Consider the following 18,975-nt stretch of genomic DNA (forward strand, 5'->3'; position numbering starts at 1 on the left):
TTTTTATAAGGCAAACGACATGAGGATAGGCGCTGCACATAATGTAATAATGGCTGAAATAATCATCGATACACTTGAGATCGTTCCTGAGACGGAGCTCATTTCAAAGGCCTTCGATGTTCCTGCCCCGTGTGCACCTGTTCCGAGCAGGACACCCATGGCAATGTCATTATCGATGCGGAAATAACGGATCACCATTGGACCTATAATCGATCCAAACAGTGCGGTTAAAATGACAAACACAGCCGTAACGGACGGCATACCGCCGATCATCTCTGACACACTCATCGCTACAGGTGTTGTGACTGATCTTGGGACAAGGCTCTCAATAAGACCTGTGTCTAGATGAAACAACTTGGCGATAAAAGCCGTTGATAAGATCGCAATGACAGAGCCGCAAGCCACATTCAATATAATTTCTACTGCATGCTTCTTCAGGATATGAAAATACTTATATAAAGGAATGGCAAAAGCAACAGTCGCAGGCTGCAGCATATTCGTGAGCCATTTCCCGCCTTGATTGTAAGCATCGTAAGGAATGTTGACGATTAACAGCAAGACGACAAGTACAAGCGGAGTGACAAGTAATGGTGACACATAAACCTTCGGATGCCGTTTGTATACCGCTTTAGATCCGAGATATAAAAGAACTGTTAAAATCAGAAATAGTCCGCCAACTAACATAGCTTTTTCCGCTCCTTTCGTTTCGCAATCATTTGCGTCATGATACCAGTTGAGAGCATGACCACAAACGTACTAATTAAGACGACGAGGACAATACTTGTGCCAGATTGAGAAAGCAGTTTTCCATAATCAATGACACCAACTGCTGATGGAATAAAGAAAAGCAGCAGTTCTCCGAGCAGCCATACGGCACCAAGTTCTATCCATTTTAATTGAATGATCTTAAAATGAAGTAATAAGAAAATGACAAGAATGCCTAAGATCGTGCCTGGAATTCTTAAATGCAAAAAGGCCGCCAGCACATTCATGAATTTCGCAAAAATAAACAAGGCCATAATCTGAAGGGCAGCAATCAGCGGCGTTTTGAGCAATTTCACTTTCTGTTCACTCCTTTTTCTATATAAATTGTTCAGTGTTTCACAAAAACATGACAACGTTCCAAGTGATGAGCTTACTTTAAAGTGTACAGCACGTTCAGTTATAGGTAAAATACATATATCGAATAGTAATTATTCCTTTTGTCTATAGGAAGGATGAAGCATGTGGACATCAGACATTTAACATATTTTTTAGAAGTGGCAAGGTTAAAGAGCTTCACGAAAGCATCGCAGTCCCTTTACGTATCGCAGCCGACCATTTCCAAAATGGTCAAAAACCTGGAGGATGAGCTGGGGGTGCAGTTGTTTTACCGAAATGGCCGTCAAGTTGAAATGACAGATGCTGGCCAAACCATGTATACACAGGCAAGTGAAATCACACAGTCATTTCAGAATTTAACGAGCGAATTAAATGATTTAATGAATGTGAAAAAAGGGCATATCCGAATCGGACTGCCGCCAATGATTGGGTCAAGTTTCTTCCCGAATGTCATGGGGGAATTCCGCCAGCAATATCCAGATGTCACATTTCAATTAGTTGAGCACGGCTCCATTAAAGTAGAAGAAGGAGTCGAGGATGGGTCGTTAGATATTGGTGTCATTGTTCTGCCTGCAAATGATAAAATTTTTCATACGTACACCATTATTAAAGAGAACATGAAGCTCGTGACGCATCCATCTCATCCGATGGCTGGTCGTGAGGAAGTACATTTAGCTGATTTAAGGGAAGAGTCTTTTATTTTCTTTAGAGAAGATTTTGTTCTGCACAGCCGGATTTTGAATGAATGTATGAATGCGGGATTCCGGCCAAATGTCATTTATGAAACGTCTCAGTGGGATTTCATTAGTGAAATGGTAGCTGAAAACTTAGGGATTGGACTTCTGCCAGAACGAATCTGCCGTGATCTTGATCCTGAAAAGGTAGAGGTCATTTCCCTAAACCCATCGATCCCGTGGCATTTAGGTGTCATTTGGCGAAAGGACCGCTATTTGTCGTTTGCGGCAAGGGAATGGTTGAAGCATACGAAATCCTACGTGTGGGATGCAGAGTAAAAGGGAGGACGATACGGATGAAAACAAGCTGCGCGTCTCATTTATTGGAGAAGGTTCGAGAGAAAAATCCACTCGTTCATAATATCACCAATCAAGTCGTGACGAATTTTACAGCGAATGGACTGCTTGCTTTAGGTGCTTCTCCGGTCATGGCAAACGCCAAAGAAGAAGTGGCTGATATGGCGCAATTAGCGGATGCACTAGTGCTGAATATTGGCACATTGACTAAGGAAACGGTGGAAGCCATGATTCTCGCTGGACAAGCCGCCAATGAAAAAGGTGTACCTGTTTTGTTAGATCCTGTCGGCGTCGGTGCGACAACGTTTCGAACGAATGCCGCTAAACAGCTGTTAGAGAAAGTGAAAATCACCGTTGTCAGAGGAAATGCTGCTGAAGTGGCTCATTTACTTGGAGTGGATGGCTGGGAGTCAAAAGGCGTTGATGCGAAAGCCGCCAATGGAGATGTATCGGCATTAGCCAAACAAGCGTCCATTGCACTTCAGACAATAGTGGTGATCACAGGAAAAGTCGATGTGGTGTCAGATGGAGATGAGGTGCTGTCCATTCATAATGGACATGAATGGCTCACGAAGGTGACGGGAACCGGCTGTTTGCTGACGTCTGTCATCGGAGCATTTTGTGCAGCGGGTGAACAGCCGCTTCATGCGTCGACAGCCGCATTACTGTTTTATGGTGTCGCCGCTGAAAGGGCAGCTCTGCAAACAAAGGATAAAGGACCGGGAACCTTTCAAATGGAATTGTTAAACGCACTATCACACACAACCGGCGATGATGTGCTGGCACTAGGGAAAATAGGAGGGAGCTTCACATGACAAAGGCTGATCAACAGCAAATCAAACAGCAATTATCGGTTTATTTTATTATGGGAACAGCGAATACAAGCAGGCAGCCGCTTGATGTTGTGAAAGAGGCCATTCAAGGTGGAATCACCATGTTTCAATTTCGTGAAAAGGGTGAAAAAGCCTTGCAAGGTGAAGAGAAGAAACAATTGGCTCGTCAAATCCAAGTGCTTTGCCAAGAAGCAAATGTTCCTTTTATTGTGAATGATGATGTACAGCTAGCGATTGATCTTGAAGCAGATGGTGTTCATGTTGGACAGGAAGACATAAACGCAAAAGATGTCAGGCAAAGGATCGGGAATAAAATATTAGGCGTGTCGACGCATAACCTAGATGAAGTGAAAAAAGCCATGAAGGACGGAGCAGATTATGTCGGGATGGGCCCAGTCTATCCAACGGAAACGAAAAAGGATACACGAAGTGTCCAAGGGGTGTCTTTGATCACTGAAGTCCGCCGTCATGGCCTTCAAATTCCGATTGTTGGTATCGGAGGGATCACATGCGACAACGCTGCACCAGTGATACAAGCTGGGGCAGATGGTGTGAGCATCATTAGCGCCATTAGCCAGAGCACCGATCCAAAAAAAGCAGCAGAAGAGCTGAGATCACTTGTTGAAGCAGAAAAAGCATCCCTTTAACCTGAAGGAGACATGGATTGAATCAATTCATGTCTTTTCTTATGCCGGGGAAAATAGACAGGAGAGAAACAATTGTGTACAATCATATAGTTCGATTATTTTCGAAATGACAGGTAATTAAAGGAGAATGAACATGGAAGTGCTCGATACGTATTTTCGTCGATACGATGAAGCGGGAAAAAGCCAGAAGCAAATGGATGAATTGCTGGCATTGTTTTCTGACAATGTCATGATTGTCTTAAATGGCGCCCAAAAGCCTGGTATCCAAGCATTCACACAATTTTTGAACACATTTTTTCACGTACATGAAGACATTAAGCACATGTGGGATGGGTGGATTAAAAGAGAAGACGGAAAGTATGAAACAAACTGGGCCGTTTGCGGAAAGCTTTCGGATGGCCGTGTCTATACAGCAGAAGGAATTGATATCGCAGAGCTGGACGACCAAGGGAAGATCGTTTATTTAGAAAACGTTCCGAAAAACCCAGAGTTATTCCAGCGCTATTAAAAAGCCGGCTGAGCAGCCGGCTTTTCCTTATGAATCAGTATCCATATGCATGCCTGTATGTGCCTTTACTTGAATTTCCGTAAAGGTGTCTTCATCTGCTTTTTCAGACGAGAATATCGTGCCTAAATATGCGGCAAGGAATCCGAGTGGAATCGAGATAATCCCAGGGTTCGACAGCGGGATGAGCGGCTCTCCCGTGAAGATAGCTGCTCCTGATGGGTCCCAGACGCTTGGGCTGAGCGAGACGATGATCAGTGCGCTCAGAAGACCTGTTAAGCTTCCTGCAATGGCACCCGTAGAGTTAAATCGTTTCCAAAAAACAGTGAAGATAATCAAAGGTAAATTAGCACTTGCCGCCACTGCGAATGCAAGAGACACAAGAAAAGCGACGTTTAAGGACTGGGCAAATAATGCAAGAACGATAGAGAGGATCGCCACGCCGATGGAAGCAAAGCGTGCCGCCTTCACCTGCTCCCGCTCACTCGCTTTTCCTTTGCGGATAATCTGACTATAAAAATCATGCGCAAAGGCAGACGCGGCGGATAGGACGAGACCAGTTACCACCGCCAAAATAGTCGCAAAGGCAATAGCGGAAACAAAGGCAAATAACAAATCTCCTCCAAGAGCTTGGGCGAGCAGTGGAGCGGCCATATTTCCTGCTGCATCTGCTGCTGTGATCGCTTCTGTTCCAACAAAGGCAGCAGCGCCGAAGCCAAGGAAGACCGTCATTAAATAAAAGATCCCGATGATCCACGTAGCGGATAGAACAGATTTACGCGCAGAAATAGCATCTTTGACCGTATAAAACCGGATCAAAATGTGCGGCAAACCTGCTGTCCCAAGCACTAAAGCAAGGTTCAAAGACAGTGTCTCTAAAGGCACATCATATTTATTTCCCGGGTGAAGAAATGCCTCACCGAGCGGGGTCGCTGTTTTCATCTGTTCAAACATCTTCAGCAGACTAAAATCAAACTTTGCAAATACAAGCAGAGAAATAATTAACGTCCCAAGCATGAGAAGCACAGCCTTTGTGATCTGTACCCAGCTGGTCGCAATCATGCCGCCAAACACGACATAAATGGTCATCAGGACACCCACGATCAGTACCGCAATCCAGTAATCAATGCCAAGAAGCAGCTTGATTAATGCACCTGCTCCAACAAGCTGTGCAATCATATAAAAAGTGGAAACTGTAATGGTGTTAAAGGCGGCAACCCCTCGAATGGCAGGACGCTTAAATCGTGCAGCGATCATATCGGCCATCGTATATTTTCCTAGATTTCGAAGCGGTTCAGCCACAACGTAAAGAACGACAAGATACGCTACTAGAAAACCAATGCTATAGAAAAAGCCGTCAAATCCATTTAACGCAATCATTCCAGCAATCCCTAAAAATGATGCAGCGGACATATAGTCACCAGCAATGGCAAGGCCGTTTTGAAACCCAGTCAGACCTCCGCCTGCTGTGTAAAAATCACTCGCATTGCTTGTTTTTTTCGCAGCAAAATATGTGATGACCAATGTGAGTCCTACGATCGCTACGAACAAAATAAAAGCGGTCATGCTCATTCGTCATCACCTCTTGATTCAGCTTTTAAAGCGCTTACATAATTGTCGAACTTAGCTGCTTTTTTCGCATAAAGTCCACATAAAACCCAAGTCATAACAAATTGTGTGAGGGCGAATAACCAAGCCCATGAGATCGCGCCAATTGCCGGCGTGTTCAAAAAGGTGAAGTAGGATGTAGCAACCGGAAGTGAAAAGTAAAAGAGAAAAAAGAAAATCGTCATCGGTACGATAAATCTGCGTTTTTCCTCAAGAAGTTTTCGAAAATCCTCTGAAGCGGCAACCTTCTTATAATGAACTTTTTTGTCTGCCATTGTTTCCTCCTTTGTACGAATTAGGGACAAGGTACTCCAATGCATATGAGACGATCTGGCTGTTTATGACAGTATATCATAAAAAAGGCACCCGAAAAGGGTGCTTTCTATCGATAATTTGCAAGAAATTGTTCTCTCGCTTTTTCATATGCTTCTGCGTCAAAATGATCTCCGCATTTATGAATACACCAAGGCTCTTCTTGCCTCACAATCCCAACCTCATAGCCCTTCTGAGTGAATTCAAAGGACTGCGAAACATCATAAAAATGAAAGCCATCAAAGAGTTCCTCACGCCACTTCACATCATACTGCGTCGCCATAAAAAGACCATCAATGGCCGCAGCTTTAATATAATCTTGCGCTTCGGGCTGCTGACGGCCTCTTTCAAACGAAAGCAGCTGGTAGGTATCGTGACGATATTCAATGACTTTTCCCCTGCAATCAGAACTCTCCCACCAAATTCCATTGTCAGGCACGCTTTCTGCTCCAATCACTCCAACCATGCCAAGTGATGGATTTTGTAAAAAAAGCGGGATGAGCTCAAGCAGCATATGCTGTTTGACAATCAAGGTATCCTGATGAAGATAAATTTTAAACTGAGCTGGATGAGTGATGGCTTCATTGTATGCAGAGGTCATACTTGATGCCTGTCTGATTGGTAAGACCTCCACATGGTATCCATGAGGGGCCGGAAGTGAAGCGAGCTGCCGGAAGCAAGCCTGAAACATCGATTCATCATTCACACATAAAACAAACAGGATGGTGGGATTACTCATTGAATGGAACCGCCTCGACCACATATTGATAGGCTGTAGCTGCCTCGTGAAAATCAGAACGAATGCCGTGTTTCATGAGTAATTCATGTAGATCATTCAACACGCTTGCATAGGAAGGATGCTGTACGCGAATGGCCTCGAATTCACGAATGCGAAAACCCGCTGAATGAAAAAGTGCATGTATTTCGTGAAGGGTGAAGAAACGCAAATGTGTTTGATCCATTAACCCTGCATCTGTATAAGTAAATCTGCCGGCTAGTAATTCTAAAACCGTTGAAATGTGGCCGATATTTGGAATAGATGACAGGATGGCCCCTTCTTTTTTAAGAAAGGGTTTCACCTTTTTTAAAACGGCCCAAGGGTCCAATAAATGCTCGAGGACGTCTCCGAAAATCATGCAGTCAAATTGTTCATGTTCATAAGGGAGAGCTATCTGTTCAATATTTCCGCAGAGAACATGATCAAGCTCTTGCTCAGCCTCTTTTGCTGCATCCTCAAATGACTCAATGCCATAAATGGACCGGCCCTTTTGTTTCAGGACTTTTCCAAGCTTGCCTGTGCCGCATCCGATATCTAATAAAGACGTCCATTCCGCGCGAATACGACTGACGATGACCGGGTTTACCCCATGATAATACTGATCCTTTTTTTGGTGATAATACGAAAGGGAACCTGAACTCACGCTCTACCCACCTTTCTGCTTTCTCGTTGTTTTCATGTTTAATATATGGGTGGGCAGCTTGGTTTTATAACGAGAGAAGGACAATTTTCATGAATAGCGGCTAAAAAGGGATCATATAAAGAACAGGAAACGGACTGTCCTCCTAATATAGAAAGACAGAACCCCATTGAGTGGAAGGGATTGGTATGGAGAGGTGTTCAACTATTGTAGCGTATCGTCATGAAAGGATTTTCAAAAGGTCAATTGACAGGTCAGAACTTTTAGCCAAAGCAGTCTGAAAGACAAAGGATAACGGCGTTGATTTACGGTTTGTTTATCATCTTCTGATCACCGTTGGATGTTAAAAAAGCTTGTATTTCTTCGATGCCTAGTCCAATTTTTTTCGCTTCCTCAATCAAATAAACCCACTCTTCGTCAACTCTTCTTTTCACTTGCGTATCCATAATATCCTCCAGTTCAATAAGACATATTCACTGCAACCAATGACTTGAACAAACCGTCTAGTAACTGTACGTGTGGTTGAAAACAGCACAAAATAATTTTTTGTCGAAAAATGATGACATTTAACCTATTTTGTAAAATCTATCACCTACCACGTCCCTAAAAAAATGACTAAAAAACCCATAAATATTGAAATCTTACTTCTAATAATAAACAATTGTAAAGTCAGTTGAAAGATTATAAATTAAAATAATGATAAAGACCTAAAACATTTGACTCATATAAACCAATTGTGTTGACATTTGCCATCGAGTAGAACAAATTTCATCTTTGCAGGACGTACATATTGTTCGTTTGGGAAGTTCTTCTCAAGATGGTATTCTAAAAGAAACAGAAACCACCAAGAAGGAATGAAGAAAGACATGTATAGCCTTTTTCAAAAGTATCAAGAAGTTGTCATGTATCTTGTGATGGGTGTGTGTACAACCATTGTCAATATCGTCAGCTTCTATTTATTCGTTGAGATGTTTTCCATGGATTACAAAACAGCTACGGTTGTTTCATGGGTATTTGCTGTTCTCTTTGCTTATATCACCAATAAGAAGTATGTCTTCAAGCAAAAGGCTCGTGACACAAAAAGCCTCATGCGTGAGCTTTCTTCATTTTTTAGTGTCCGTCTCATGTCTCTAGGTGTAGATCTGGGGCTGATGATTTTATTTGTGAGCCAAATGGCGCTCAATGAAACCGTCGCAAAAATTCTCGTCAACTTTGTGATTGTGGTGGTCAATTATGTCGCCAGTAAGTGGTTCGTCTTTAAGAAAACAAAAGAAGATGCGATTTAACACATAAAAAAGATAGGTGATGTTTAATGAGCAGCAGGCCAGACGACTTATATGATGCCATATATCAACAAACAGAAAAGCAGCATGAACAAGTGCTGAGGCTAGTCAAAGAAATGACCGCACATCCAGAAGCGTTTTCGGAACAAGAAAAGGAAAAGATCAACCGAATGGACATTGCGCTTCAAACGGCAACGGACATTTTAGAAAACTTAATGACCCCTGACACGCAAATGACCATTGTTTTAAGACAAGGGAGAATTCATGTTGACCTGTCAAAAGCGTAAAAGAAGCAGCCAATGATGAAGCGGCTGCTTTTTATTATGCATCGCTTGTTTCCCGCAGTTGCTTTGGAGACATGCCGATTTTCTTTCGAAAGACTTTATTCAAGTAATTCGCATTTCGGTAGCCGCACTGTATGGCGATTTCTTCAATTGAGTATTTCGTTGTTTTTAATAATGTTTCCGCCTTCTCTAACCGGATATTGGTTAAGTAATGAATAGGTGTGAAGCCAGTGGCCTTTTTGAATTCCCTCGTAAAATGACTTTTGGATAAACGTGCCGCAGCTGCCATATCGTCTGGGCCAATTTCCTCGTGAAAATGATGGCTGGCAAACAAGGCCGCTTGGACGATGGGCTCAGGCCATTTCTCCATTTGTCCCTCAAGCTTTGGCAAATATGAATACAGTTCCATGACAAATTGATAAGCAAGGCTAGACCCCTCAAATGGATTGGTAATCCGTCTTTCACTGGCTTCATCATAAATTTTCTTCAGCAGGCGGATCGGTTTGGAATTAGGATGAAAACGCATGACCTGCTTTCCTTGATCAATAAATTGGTCAAAGCAAAGATCGCAGGCATCCCCATAAAGCGTCAAATAGAGAAATTCCCAATGCTCACTGTCCTCTGGAAAATAATATTGATAGGCACTTGGACTTTTCACAAGAAAGGCCTGCCCCGGCAAGACTTTGAACCGCTTCTGTCCGATTTCAATCATGCCGTGTCCAGATAGTGTGAGCTGAAAGATGCACTTGCCCTGATCCTTCCGCTCCACGCCATTCCAGCTGTATAACGAAGATGATTGAACCTCCCAGCCAACAGACCATATTTGTGCCGGCAATGTAACATCAGAATGGTGAAAACGAAATGCAAATGCTTCTTTCTTCAAATTGGAAAACCTCCTTCACAGCAAAAAACAACCTTTTTCTATTTTGAATCATGGTACACCTCATATCACATCGTACCATTCACAGCAAAAAAAGGGTATTTTTTAACGATTTTTTTACCATTGAACTTACGCTGTTCAGGCAACTAAAATAAGAGTATCAGAAGAGAAAAGGGGAATGGATATGATCGATATGTTACGCACGGCATTTCACCAGCAATTTGGGGATAGAGAAGAAATTCGCTATTTTTTTGCCCCAGGAAGAGTCAATTTGATTGGTGAACATACAGATTACAATGGAGGTCATGTATTCCCTTGTGCGCTCACACTTGGTACATATGCAGCATGTGCAAAGCGGTCAGATGGCCGTGTGAGAATGTATTCCTTGAACTTTGATGGTGATGGTGTGAAAGAATTCGACCTTTTTGAAATCGCTTACTTGGAGTCGGACGGCTGGGCGAATTATCCGAAGGGCGTGTTCAGTCAGTTTATCGAAGCAGGGATGAAGATAGAAGAAGGCTTTGACATTGTATACGGCGGCAATATACCCAATGGCGCAGGCCTGTCTTCCTCTGCCTCCATCGAGCTTGTCACCGCCGTCTGCATCAATGAATGGCATTCATTCGGCGTTTCAAATGCCCGTCTTGCCCTCCTTTCGCAGCGTGCAGAAAATGAATTTATTGGCGTCAATTGCGGCATCATGGATCAGTTTTCAATTGCTCTTGGAAAAGAAGATCACGCCATCTTGCTCAATTGCGATACCCTTGATTTTGAATATAGTCCGTTTCGGCAAGAGGGGCTGGCGCTTGTCATTGCCAATACAAACAAAAAGCGGACACTGGCAGACTCCAAATACAATGAACGCAGGTCAGAGTGTCAATCGGCTTTAAACGATTTACGAAAAGAAATCGATCTTGCCCACTTATGTGAGCTCACAGCAGATGAATTTGCCGAGCATGCCCACTTGATTCAGGATGAAACATGCCGCAAACGTGCAAGACACGTGGTGACAGAAAACGATCGGACCATAAAAGCAGTCAAATTTCTGAAAGATGATAAAATGGAAGAAATAGGTGCGCTTATGAAGGCATCTCATCTCTCTTTAAAGAATGATTATGAAGTGACTGGATTTGAACTGGATACACTGGCAGAAGCCGCTTGGCTTCATCCGGGGACGATTGGCTCCCGTATGACTGGTGCAGGTTTTGGCGGCTGCACGATCAGTATTGTGAAAGAAAAGCAGCTGGCATCATTTATAGAAGAAACGGGTGCGATTTATCAAGAGAAGACGGGCATTCAAGCCTCTTTTTACACAGCTGGAATTGGAGGCGGCGCAAGAGAACTGACGAAGGAGGAAGTGTAATGACAATTTTAGTTTGTGGTGGAGCAGGGTACATTGGCAGTCATGCGGTAGCGGCTCTTTTAGCGAAAGGTGAACAAGTGGTGGTAGTGGATAATTTGCAGACAGGCCACAAAGAAGCTGTTTTGGAGGGAGCTGTTTTAGAAGAGGGAGATTTACGAGATCAAGATTTTTTAAGACAGGTTTTCAAAACGCATCAAATAGAAGCGGTTATGCACTTTGCCGCAGATTCACTTGTCGGTGAGAGTGTAACAGACCCGCTAAAGTACTATGACAACAACGTTGGAGGGGCAACAGCTTTACTTCAGGTGATGAATGAATTTGATGTGAAACACATCGTCTTCTCTTCAACCGCTGCCACATATGGTGAACCAAAGCGTGTGCCGATCGTTGAAACGGATGAGACGAACCCAACCAATCCTTATGGAGAAACGAAACTAGCGATTGAAAAAATGCTGAAGTGGTCTGAGCAGGCATATGGAATAGAATACGTCGTGCTCCGCTACTTTAATGTAGCTGGCGCTCATACAGAAGGACTTGTCGGAGAGGATCATCAGCCTGAGACACACCTCATTCCGATCATTCTGCAAGTCGCTTTAGGAAAACGAGATCAGATTATGATTTACGGTGATGATTATGAGACAGAGGACGGCACGTGTATTAGGGATTACATACATGTGATGGATTTAGTAGAGGCGCACATCTTAGCTGTTGATCGTCTGCGCGCTGGAAAAGGAAGTGCAACATACAACTTAGGGAATGGCACAGGTTTCTCCGTGAAGCAGGTAGTGGATGCTGTAAGAAACGTCACGGGGCATGCGATCCCAGCACAGGTGGCTAACAGACGCGCGGGAGATCCAGCAAAGCTGATTGCTTCTTCTGAAAAAGCGCTGCAAGAATTAGGGTGGACACCTCAATATGCTGACCTTCATACCATCATTCAAAGTGCGTGGGATTGGTTTCAGAAGCATCCAGACGGCTACCAGAGTAAATAACGCATAACAGGCAGGCAAGAGAGGGGACAGAGAGAATGGCGGTTGATATTTTTGAAAAACTGGAACAGCTGATTCAATATGGAATCAATCAAGAGCTGATCACACCACTAGATATCGATTATACGAGAAATCGGCTGCTTGAGGTGCTTGGGCTGGATGAAGCTGAGCCAAGAACAGTCTCAGGGGATGCGGAGCTTGAAGACATCTTAATGCCGATGCTGGATTGGGCTGTAGAGACTGGCCTTATACCTGAGGGGACGGATACGTATCGCGATTTACTAGATGCGAAAATCATGGGATGTTTGGTGGCGCCTCCAAGTGTCATCTACGCGAAATTTGAAGAGAAACGCCAGCATGAAGGGCCAGAGGCGGCTACAAGCTGGTTCTATGAAATGCAGCAGCACGCACACTATATTCATACAGGCAGAATCGCCAAAAATGTGCAGTGGTTTACACCAACAGATGATGGCGAGCTGGAGATCACAATTAATCTATCGAAGCCAGAAAAGGATCCAAAAGCAATCGCTGAAGCCAAAAAGCTAAGTCAAAAGCAATATCCTCTTTGTCTCCTTTGTAAAGAAAACGTTGGGTTTGGGGGGCGGATCAACCATCCAGCGAGACAGAATCACCGGATCATTCCTGTGACACTCACAGATGAATCTTGGTTTCTACAATTTTCACCTTATGTGTATTACAACGAGCATTGTATTGTGTTCAAAGGCGAACATGAGCCGATGAGCATCACCAAAAAGACCTTTGAACGATTGCTTTCTTTCATATATATATACCCGCACTATTTCATCGGATCGAACGCCGATCTTCCGATTGTCGGGGGCAGTATATTAAGTCATGACCATTTTCAGGGCGGTGCGCATGAATTTCCGATGGCGAAAGCGGAGATGGAAGATGTCTTTTCTCTGAATGCCTTTCCGGATGTGAGAGCTGGAATTGTGAAATGGCCGATGTCTGTCATCCGCCTTCGAAGCAGCGATCGGCAGAAGCTTGCAGACGCCGCAGACTTTATTTTAAACGAGTGGAAAATGTATTCAGATGAAGAAGTGGAGCTGCTGGCTCATACAGGAGAGACGCCGCATAATACCATTACACCAATTGCACGCCGTCATGGAGATGACTATGAATTAGATCTAGTGCTGCGTAATAATCGTACAAACAAGCAGCATCCGGATGGAATTTTCCACCCGCACGAAGAAGTCCATCATATTAAAAAAGAGAATATCGGATTAATTGAAGTGATGGGCCTTGCAGTTCTTCCTGGTAGATTAGCAGAGGAATTAAGCCAATTAAAAGAAGTGCTGTTATCCAAAAACCCCTTTGAAGAAATCAAAGCCCACCCTGCTATCACGAAACACGAAACATGGGCGAAGCATCTGCTCGAAGAGAACACTTTTACAGAGGACAATACAGAAGCCATTTTACAAAAAGAAATCGGCATGATTTTTTCCCGTATTCTCTCACAGGCGGGTGTGTTTAAAAGAACCGAGCAAGGGAAAACAGCTTTTAAACGTTTCATTCATACACTCATATAGGCAGGTGATTAGATGATTGAACAAGTAAGAACATTAATGGAAGAAAAACAGCTCGACGGTGTTTTGATTCAAAAGCGAAATAACTTCTCCTGGCTGACAGGAGGAAGAAGAAATCACATTGTGTTAAATACACCAGAGGGTGTGTGCAAGCTGCTCGTGTTAAAAGACGACATCGTCCTCATTGTGAATCAAATGGAAGAAAAGCGGATCATTGAAGAAGAGATGGCGTATATCGATTACCCCTTTCAAGTGGTGACGATGGACTGGTTTGAGGATGATACGGCACACATTCAAACACTCACAAAAGACAAACGAATCGGGTCAGACATTCAAATGGATGGATTCGAATGGATCGAGCCGGATTTGTCGCAAGTTCGATCCATTCTTTCCGCATCACAGCTCCGCCAATATGAAACGCTTTGTCATGAAACAGCGGTCATTGTAGAAAGTGTCTGTAAAGAAATCGTTCCAGGACAGACGGAGCACGAAATCGCTTCAATCGCGGCTCAAAAAGCGATCGCGCAGGGAATGACGATTGAAGTGCTGCTTGTAGCAACTGATGACCGGATTCATCAATACCGTCATCCAATTCCGACAGACAAAGCACTTCAAAAGCATGCGCTTGTTGTCCTATGTGCTGAACGGCACGGACTCGTCGCGAATGTCACAAGGTCTGTTTACTTCGGACAGCTTCCAAAGGAGCTTGAAGAGAACAAAGAGCGCCTTGCACGAATTGACACAGTCATGAATGCCGCCACGCGCCCCGGTAAGACATTGGGAGATGTATTGAAAGCAGGTATTGCTCAGTATGAAAAAGAGGGCTTCCCTGATAGCTGGAAAAAGCTTCATCAAGGGGGAAAAACGGGCTTTGTATCTAGAGAAATCATTGCAGTTCCCTCATCGAAGGAAGAAATTCAGCTGCACCAAGTGTTTACTTGGAATCCTTCATTGCCTGGATTAAAATCAGAGGATACGATGGTCGTAGAGAAAGAGGGGAACCGCTTTTTAACCTATACAGGTAAGTGGACATACATTGACATTGAACATGAAGGGGACATCTATAGACGTCCTGATATTTTGGTAAGAGATGAATAACTGCAAAATGCCGGCGCTGAGCCGGTTTTTTGATGGAAGTCATTAGTGAGATTCCACAAATTCATCATGATTACCAATTCTTACAGCGTATAGTCAGAGGATCGATACTTTCTTTTCTTGTCAACTTGCGTTAAAATAAGTAAGGTTTTTGTTAAATGTGGGGATACCTATTTTGAAATTGTTTACCTAGATAAAATTTCATTAAGTTAAATTGAAATTTGACCAAACTTTTTTATTGTGGTAAACCTAAATTTGACAAAGTTCTTGATTGTTTGTCCTTTGCCTTCAACTCTCAACTTTTCAAAATCCTAGAAATTTATTGTGTGTGCAATAATATAAATTTATGTCGAATTTATGACATTTTGATAGAAATCTGTTGAAAAATAAATGAACTTTTGAAAAAAGGGAAGCTAACTCTAACAGATTTTGATAGCATTACAAAGGGAAGAAAAGTTTTCGAAGGCAGATGGCTTTTCACAATTATTCAGCAATTTATACATTATTTAAGGAAGGATGGTGATCTTCTTGTTCAGAGCCATTAAACCTATGCTTTTATTAGCAATGCTCGTGAGCGTGTTTGTTTTAGGAGGTTGCAGCAATATCGCTGTCTTAGATCCTAAAGGACCAGTCGCAGCACAACAATCAGACTTAATCCTTTTATCTATTGGATTCATGCTCTTTATCGTTGGCGCGGTATTTGTTCTCTTTACCATCATTTTGGTTAAATACCGTGAGCGTAAGGACGTTGGGAACGCCTCTTATAATCCAGAAATTCACGGGAATACGCTTCTAGAAGTTATCTGGACAGTGATCCCAATATTAATCGTTGCTGCTCTTTCGATTCCAACTGTAAAAACAATTTACTCTTTGGAAGAGGCACCTCAAGCAACAAGCCATAAAGATCCACTTGTCGTTTACGCGACAGCTGTTGATTGGAAATGGATCTTTAGTTATCCAGAGGAAAATATTGAGACAGTGAACTACTTAAACATTCCAAAAGATCAGCCGATTTTATTCAAAATCACTTCCGCTGATACAATGGCATCACTATGGATTCCTCAGCTAGGCGGGGAGAAGTATGCGATGGCTGGAATGGAAATGGAACAATATCTTCAAGCTGATGAAGTAGGCACATACCAAGGAAGAAACGCCAACTTCACAGGTGATGGTTTTGCTCAGCAAAAATTCAAAGTCAATGCGATGACGCAGTCTGACTATGATAAATGGGTAAACAAAACGAAGAAAGAAGCACCGAAGTTAACGAAGAAAACGTATGACTATTTGATGCTTCCTGATGCTGCAGATGTGCAGACATTCTCATCAACACATTTATCCTTTGCGAAGCATGGAGAGGATTCTGAATATGCACTCCAAGCACGCAAACGTTTAGGTTATCAAGCAGTTTCTCCGCATTCCAAGACAGATCCTTTCGAGAATGTGAAGAACTATAAAAGAAAACTAGAAAAAGAATAAACTGACTAAGGAAAGGAGGAGGCCGTTATGCATTTAAAATGGGATGAGTTTTTTGTAACTGGAGACCCATTAATTCTTGGTGCGCAAATTTCTATCGCTCTTACCTCCATTGCCATCGTGTTTGTTTTAACCTACTTTAAAAAGTGGAAATGGCTCTGGAAAGAATGGCTGACATCAGTTGATCATAAAAAGCTTGGAATCATGTATATCCTTGCTGCTGTGATTATGTTCTTCCGCGGTGGGGTAGACGGACTGATGATGCGCGCGCAGCTGGCGCTTCCTAATAATACGTTTTTAGATTCAAACCACTATAATGAAATCTTTACAACGCATGGTACGATCATGATTCTATTCATGGCGATGCCATTTTTAATTGGTTTAATCAACGTCGTTGTTCCTCTTCAAATTGGTGCACGTGACGTTGCATTCCCTTATTTGAACAACCTTAGCTTCTGGACATTCATGGTCGGAGCAATGCTGTTCAACATTTCCTTCGTAATTGGAGGATCACCAAGTGCAGGCTGGACGAGTTACATGCCGCTCGCCGGAAATGATTTCTCACCAGGACCTGGACAGAACTACTACTTGCTCGGGCTCCAAATTGCAGGTATTGGTACACTTATGACAGGTATTAACTTCATGGTGACCATCTTAAAAATGCGTACAAAAGGTATGACACTAATGCGTATGCCAATGTTTACATGGACAACATTGATTACGTCTGTCATCATCGTTTTTGCATTCCCTGTACTAACAGTTGCTTTAGCACTTATGACATTTGATCGTTTATTCGGTTCTGCATTCTTTACACTCGAAGCAGGCGGTATGCCGATGCTTTGGGCGAACCTTTTCTGGATTTGGGGACATCCTGAGGTATATATTGTTATCCTGCCGGCTTTCGGTATTTTCTCAGAAATCTTTGCGACGTTCTCAAGAAAGCAGTTGTTTGGTTACAAAGCGATGGTTGTCTCGATTGTGGCAATCTCTGTTCTTAGTTTCCTTGTGTGGGTTCACCACTTCTTTACAATGGGGAACAGTGCAGCGGTTAACTCATTCTTCTCGATCACAACAATGGCGATTTCTGTACCAACAGGTGTGAAAATCTTTAACTGGCTCTTTACGATGTATCGAGGCCGTATCAGCTTTACCTCACCAATGCTTTGGGCACTTGGTTTCATCCCGAACTTCGTAATCGGTGGTGTAACTGGTGTTATGCTTGCGATGGCAGCTGCGGATTACCAGTACCATAACACGTACTTCCTTGTATCCCACTTCCACTATGTATTAATCGCAGGTACTGTATTTGCTTGTTTTGCTGGTCTTGTTTTCTGGTATCCAAAAATGTTTGGTTACAAGTTAAACGAAAGAATCGGCAAATGGTTCTTCTGGGTATTCATGATCGGATTTAACATCTGTTTCTTCCCGCAGTACTTCCTAGGACTGCAAGGAATGCCAAGACGTATTTATACGTATGGACCAGAAGATGGCTGGACTGCACTAAACTTTATTTCAACAATTGGTGCATTTATGATGGGTATCGGATTCATCATCCTTTGCTATAACATTTACTACAGCTGGAGACACTCAAAACGTGAAGTGTCTGGAGACAGCTGGGGAGAAGGACGTACACTTGACTGGGCGACATCTTCTGCAATTCCGCCGCATTATAACTTTGCAGCACTTCCAGAAGTGACAACACCAGATGCATTCCATCATTGGAAGCAAAACAATGTGGACGTTCATCCTGAAAAAGAATTCAAGAAAATTCACATGCCGCATAATTCAGGCAGACCGCTGATCATGTCTGCATTCTTTGGACTTGGTGCATTCGGTCTTGTATTTGAATGGTACTGGATTGGCGTTATTGGCTTAATTGGTGTATTCGCAACGATGATTTTACGTTCATTCGAATATGACAATGGCTACTATATTCCTGTTGAAGAAGTGATTGAAACAGAGAAAAAGAATAAGGAGGCGCAGAAGTAATGGGACATAATGATAGCAGCTATGCAAATGCACCGCTTGAATATCAGTCTGAAACCGGACGTTTAAACATCCTTGGTTTCTGGATATTCCTTGGCGCGGAAATCGTGTTATTCTCAACACTTTTTGCGACCTACTTTGTTCTACATGGCAGAACAGCTGGCGGCGTTTTACCAGCTGAGCTGTTTGATATGAAGCTTGTATTGATCATGACATTCCTGCTATTGGTTAGTTCATTTACATGCGGGATTGCCGTTCATGAAATGCGCCGTGGAAGCACAAAAGGGGTTGTCATTTGGACGATTCTCACACTGCTTCTAGGTGCAGGCTTCGTTGGATTTGAGATTTTTGAGTTCTTCCATTATGTACATGAGGGTGCGAGCATCCATACAAGTGCGTATTGGTCTGCATTCTTTGTACTTTTAGGAACTCACGGATTACACGTATCGATCGGTATCTTCTGGATTACCGGGATCTTGTTCCAAATTAAAAAACGTGGATTAACTCCACAAACAGCAGCGAAGATTTTCATCTCAAGTCTATACTGGCATTTCCTTGATGTTGTATGGATTTTCATCTTCACAGCTGTTTACTTGATCGGATTAGGGGGGCTTTTGTGA

The 18,975-nt window shown here is 43.0% G+C and carries 21 protein-coding genes; 13 read left to right on the forward strand and 8 right to left on the reverse strand.

The annotated features are described in order from the left end of the window. Window positions 1-3: 3 nt before the first annotated feature. Window positions 4-684 carry a CidB/LrgB family autolysis modulator gene (locus ACLGGR_RS06355; protein ID WP_024423852.1) on the reverse strand — a complete coding sequence of 227 codons (681 nt, stop codon included), beginning with the start codon at window positions 682-684 and terminating at the stop codon, window positions 4-6. Beyond that, complete coding sequence (locus ACLGGR_RS06360) at window positions 678-1,061, reverse strand: CidA/LrgA family holin-like protein (RefSeq protein WP_024423851.1); 384 nt, start codon at window positions 1,059-1,061, stop codon at window positions 678-680. The genes ACLGGR_RS06355 and ACLGGR_RS06360 overlap by 7 nt, the downstream gene beginning before the upstream one ends. A 165-nt stretch (window positions 1,062-1,226) precedes the next feature. On the opposite strand from ACLGGR_RS06360, the gene cidR reads away from it, so the two are divergent. The 4 genes from cidR (at window position 1,227) to ACLGGR_RS06380 (ending at window position 4,120) form a co-directional block, all read left to right on the forward strand. Further along, window positions 1,227-2,114, forward strand: coding sequence for a cidABC operon transcriptional activator CidR (gene cidR, locus ACLGGR_RS06365; RefSeq protein ID WP_142946191.1), 888 nt, complete (start codon window positions 1,227-1,229; stop codon window positions 2,112-2,114). Between the two features lie 17 nt (window positions 2,115-2,131). Continuing rightward, the gene (gene thiM, locus ACLGGR_RS06370) at window positions 2,132-2,947 is read left to right on the forward strand and encodes a hydroxyethylthiazole kinase (protein WP_410972719.1); all 816 of its coding nucleotides are present in this window, start codon (window positions 2,132-2,134) and stop codon (window positions 2,945-2,947) included. Beyond that, complete coding sequence (gene thiE, locus ACLGGR_RS06375; RefSeq protein WP_410972720.1) at window positions 2,944-3,612, forward strand: thiamine phosphate synthase; 669 nt, start codon at window positions 2,944-2,946, stop codon at window positions 3,610-3,612. Before thiM ends, thiE begins: the two co-directional genes overlap by 4 nt. 133 nt (window positions 3,613-3,745) lie before the next feature. Next, a complete protein-coding gene (locus ACLGGR_RS06380; RefSeq protein ID WP_410972721.1) occupies window positions 3,746-4,120 on the forward strand; it encodes a nuclear transport factor 2 family protein in 375 nt (124 codons plus the stop codon). Window positions 4,121-4,147: 27 nt separating this feature from the next. Here ACLGGR_RS06380 and ACLGGR_RS06385 read toward each other — a convergent pair whose 3' ends face one another. From ACLGGR_RS06385 to ACLGGR_RS06405, 5 genes are all read right to left on the reverse strand, one after another. Then, window positions 4,148-5,689, reverse strand: a complete 1,542-nt coding sequence (locus tag ACLGGR_RS06385) for a solute symporter family protein (RefSeq protein ID WP_410972722.1) — start codon at window positions 5,687-5,689, stop codon at window positions 4,148-4,150. Next, window positions 5,686-6,000: a DUF485 domain-containing protein gene (locus ACLGGR_RS06390; protein ID WP_122631592.1), complete on the reverse strand. Its 315-nt coding sequence runs from the start codon at window positions 5,998-6,000 to the stop codon at window positions 5,686-5,688. Before ACLGGR_RS06390 ends, ACLGGR_RS06385 begins: the two co-directional genes overlap by 4 nt. 107 nt (window positions 6,001-6,107) lie before the next feature. Continuing rightward, window positions 6,108-6,776: a glycosyltransferase family protein gene (locus ACLGGR_RS06395; RefSeq protein ID WP_251216135.1), complete on the reverse strand. Its 669-nt coding sequence runs from the start codon at window positions 6,774-6,776 to the stop codon at window positions 6,108-6,110. Next, window positions 6,769-7,458 (reverse strand): class I SAM-dependent methyltransferase, encoded by a 690-nt coding sequence (locus ACLGGR_RS06400; protein WP_142946198.1) that lies wholly within the window; start codon window positions 7,456-7,458, stop codon window positions 6,769-6,771. The genes ACLGGR_RS06395 and ACLGGR_RS06400 overlap by 8 nt, the downstream gene beginning before the upstream one ends. Window positions 7,459-7,760: 302 nt before the next feature. Beyond that, entirely contained in the window at window positions 7,761-7,901 is a 141-nt protein-coding gene (locus ACLGGR_RS06405) for an anti-repressor SinI family protein (protein WP_095409863.1), read from the reverse strand. 456 nt (window positions 7,902-8,357) lie between these two features. Here ACLGGR_RS06405 and ACLGGR_RS06410 point away from each other — a divergent pair, with 456 nt between their 5' ends. Both ACLGGR_RS06410 and ACLGGR_RS06415 read left to right on the forward strand, forming a co-directional pair. Continuing rightward, window positions 8,358-8,741, forward strand: a complete 384-nt coding sequence (locus tag ACLGGR_RS06410; protein WP_012011676.1) for a GtrA family protein — start codon at window positions 8,358-8,360, stop codon at window positions 8,739-8,741. Between the two features lie 26 nt (window positions 8,742-8,767). Beyond that, on the forward strand, window positions 8,768-9,025 hold the full coding sequence (locus ACLGGR_RS06415) for a hypothetical protein (protein WP_024423842.1): 258 nt from the start codon (window positions 8,768-8,770) through the stop codon (window positions 9,023-9,025). 34 nt (window positions 9,026-9,059) lie between these two features. Here ACLGGR_RS06415 and ACLGGR_RS06420 read toward each other — a convergent pair whose 3' ends face one another. Continuing rightward, entirely contained in the window at window positions 9,060-9,905 is an 846-nt protein-coding gene (locus tag ACLGGR_RS06420; protein WP_059377217.1) for an AraC family transcriptional regulator, read from the reverse strand. 181 nt (window positions 9,906-10,086) lie between these two features. Between ACLGGR_RS06420 and ACLGGR_RS06425 the strand changes: the two genes are divergently transcribed. The 7 genes from ACLGGR_RS06425 to qoxC all read left to right on the forward strand — a co-directional run bounded on the left by ACLGGR_RS06425 (window position 10,087) and on the right by qoxC (window position 18,975). Then, on the forward strand, window positions 10,087-11,265 hold the full coding sequence (locus tag ACLGGR_RS06425; RefSeq protein ID WP_410972723.1) for a galactokinase: 1,179 nt from the start codon (window positions 10,087-10,089) through the stop codon (window positions 11,263-11,265). Further along, on the forward strand, window positions 11,265-12,257 hold the full coding sequence (galE, locus tag ACLGGR_RS06430) for a UDP-glucose 4-epimerase GalE (protein ID WP_340869120.1): 993 nt from the start codon (window positions 11,265-11,267) through the stop codon (window positions 12,255-12,257). Before ACLGGR_RS06425 ends, galE begins: the two co-directional genes overlap by 1 nt. A 35-nt stretch (window positions 12,258-12,292) precedes the next feature. Then, complete coding sequence (galT, locus tag ACLGGR_RS06435; RefSeq protein ID WP_410972724.1) at window positions 12,293-13,804, forward strand: UDP-glucose--hexose-1-phosphate uridylyltransferase; 1,512 nt, start codon at window positions 12,293-12,295, stop codon at window positions 13,802-13,804. A 12-nt stretch (window positions 13,805-13,816) separates the two neighbouring features. Further along, entirely contained in the window at window positions 13,817-14,899 is a 1,083-nt protein-coding gene (locus ACLGGR_RS06440; protein WP_410972725.1) for a M24 family metallopeptidase, read from the forward strand. Between the two features lie 516 nt (window positions 14,900-15,415). After that, a complete protein-coding gene (gene qoxA, locus ACLGGR_RS06445) occupies window positions 15,416-16,372 on the forward strand; it encodes a cytochrome aa3 quinol oxidase subunit II (RefSeq protein ID WP_142946279.1) in 957 nt (318 codons plus the stop codon). Between the two features lie 27 nt (window positions 16,373-16,399). Next, the gene (gene qoxB / locus ACLGGR_RS06450; protein WP_044331067.1) at window positions 16,400-18,358 is read left to right on the forward strand and encodes a cytochrome aa3 quinol oxidase subunit I; all 1,959 of its coding nucleotides are present in this window, start codon (window positions 16,400-16,402) and stop codon (window positions 18,356-18,358) included. Next, the gene (gene qoxC, locus ACLGGR_RS06455; RefSeq protein ID WP_008359616.1) at window positions 18,358-18,975 is read left to right on the forward strand and encodes a cytochrome aa3 quinol oxidase subunit III; all 618 of its coding nucleotides are present in this window, start codon (window positions 18,358-18,360) and stop codon (window positions 18,973-18,975) included. Before qoxB ends, qoxC begins: the two co-directional genes overlap by 1 nt.

Origin of the sequence: Bacillus sp. BD48, assembly GCF_046566805.1 — a bacterium.
GTDB lineage: Bacteria > Bacillota > Bacilli > Bacillales > Bacillaceae > Bacillus > Bacillus safensis.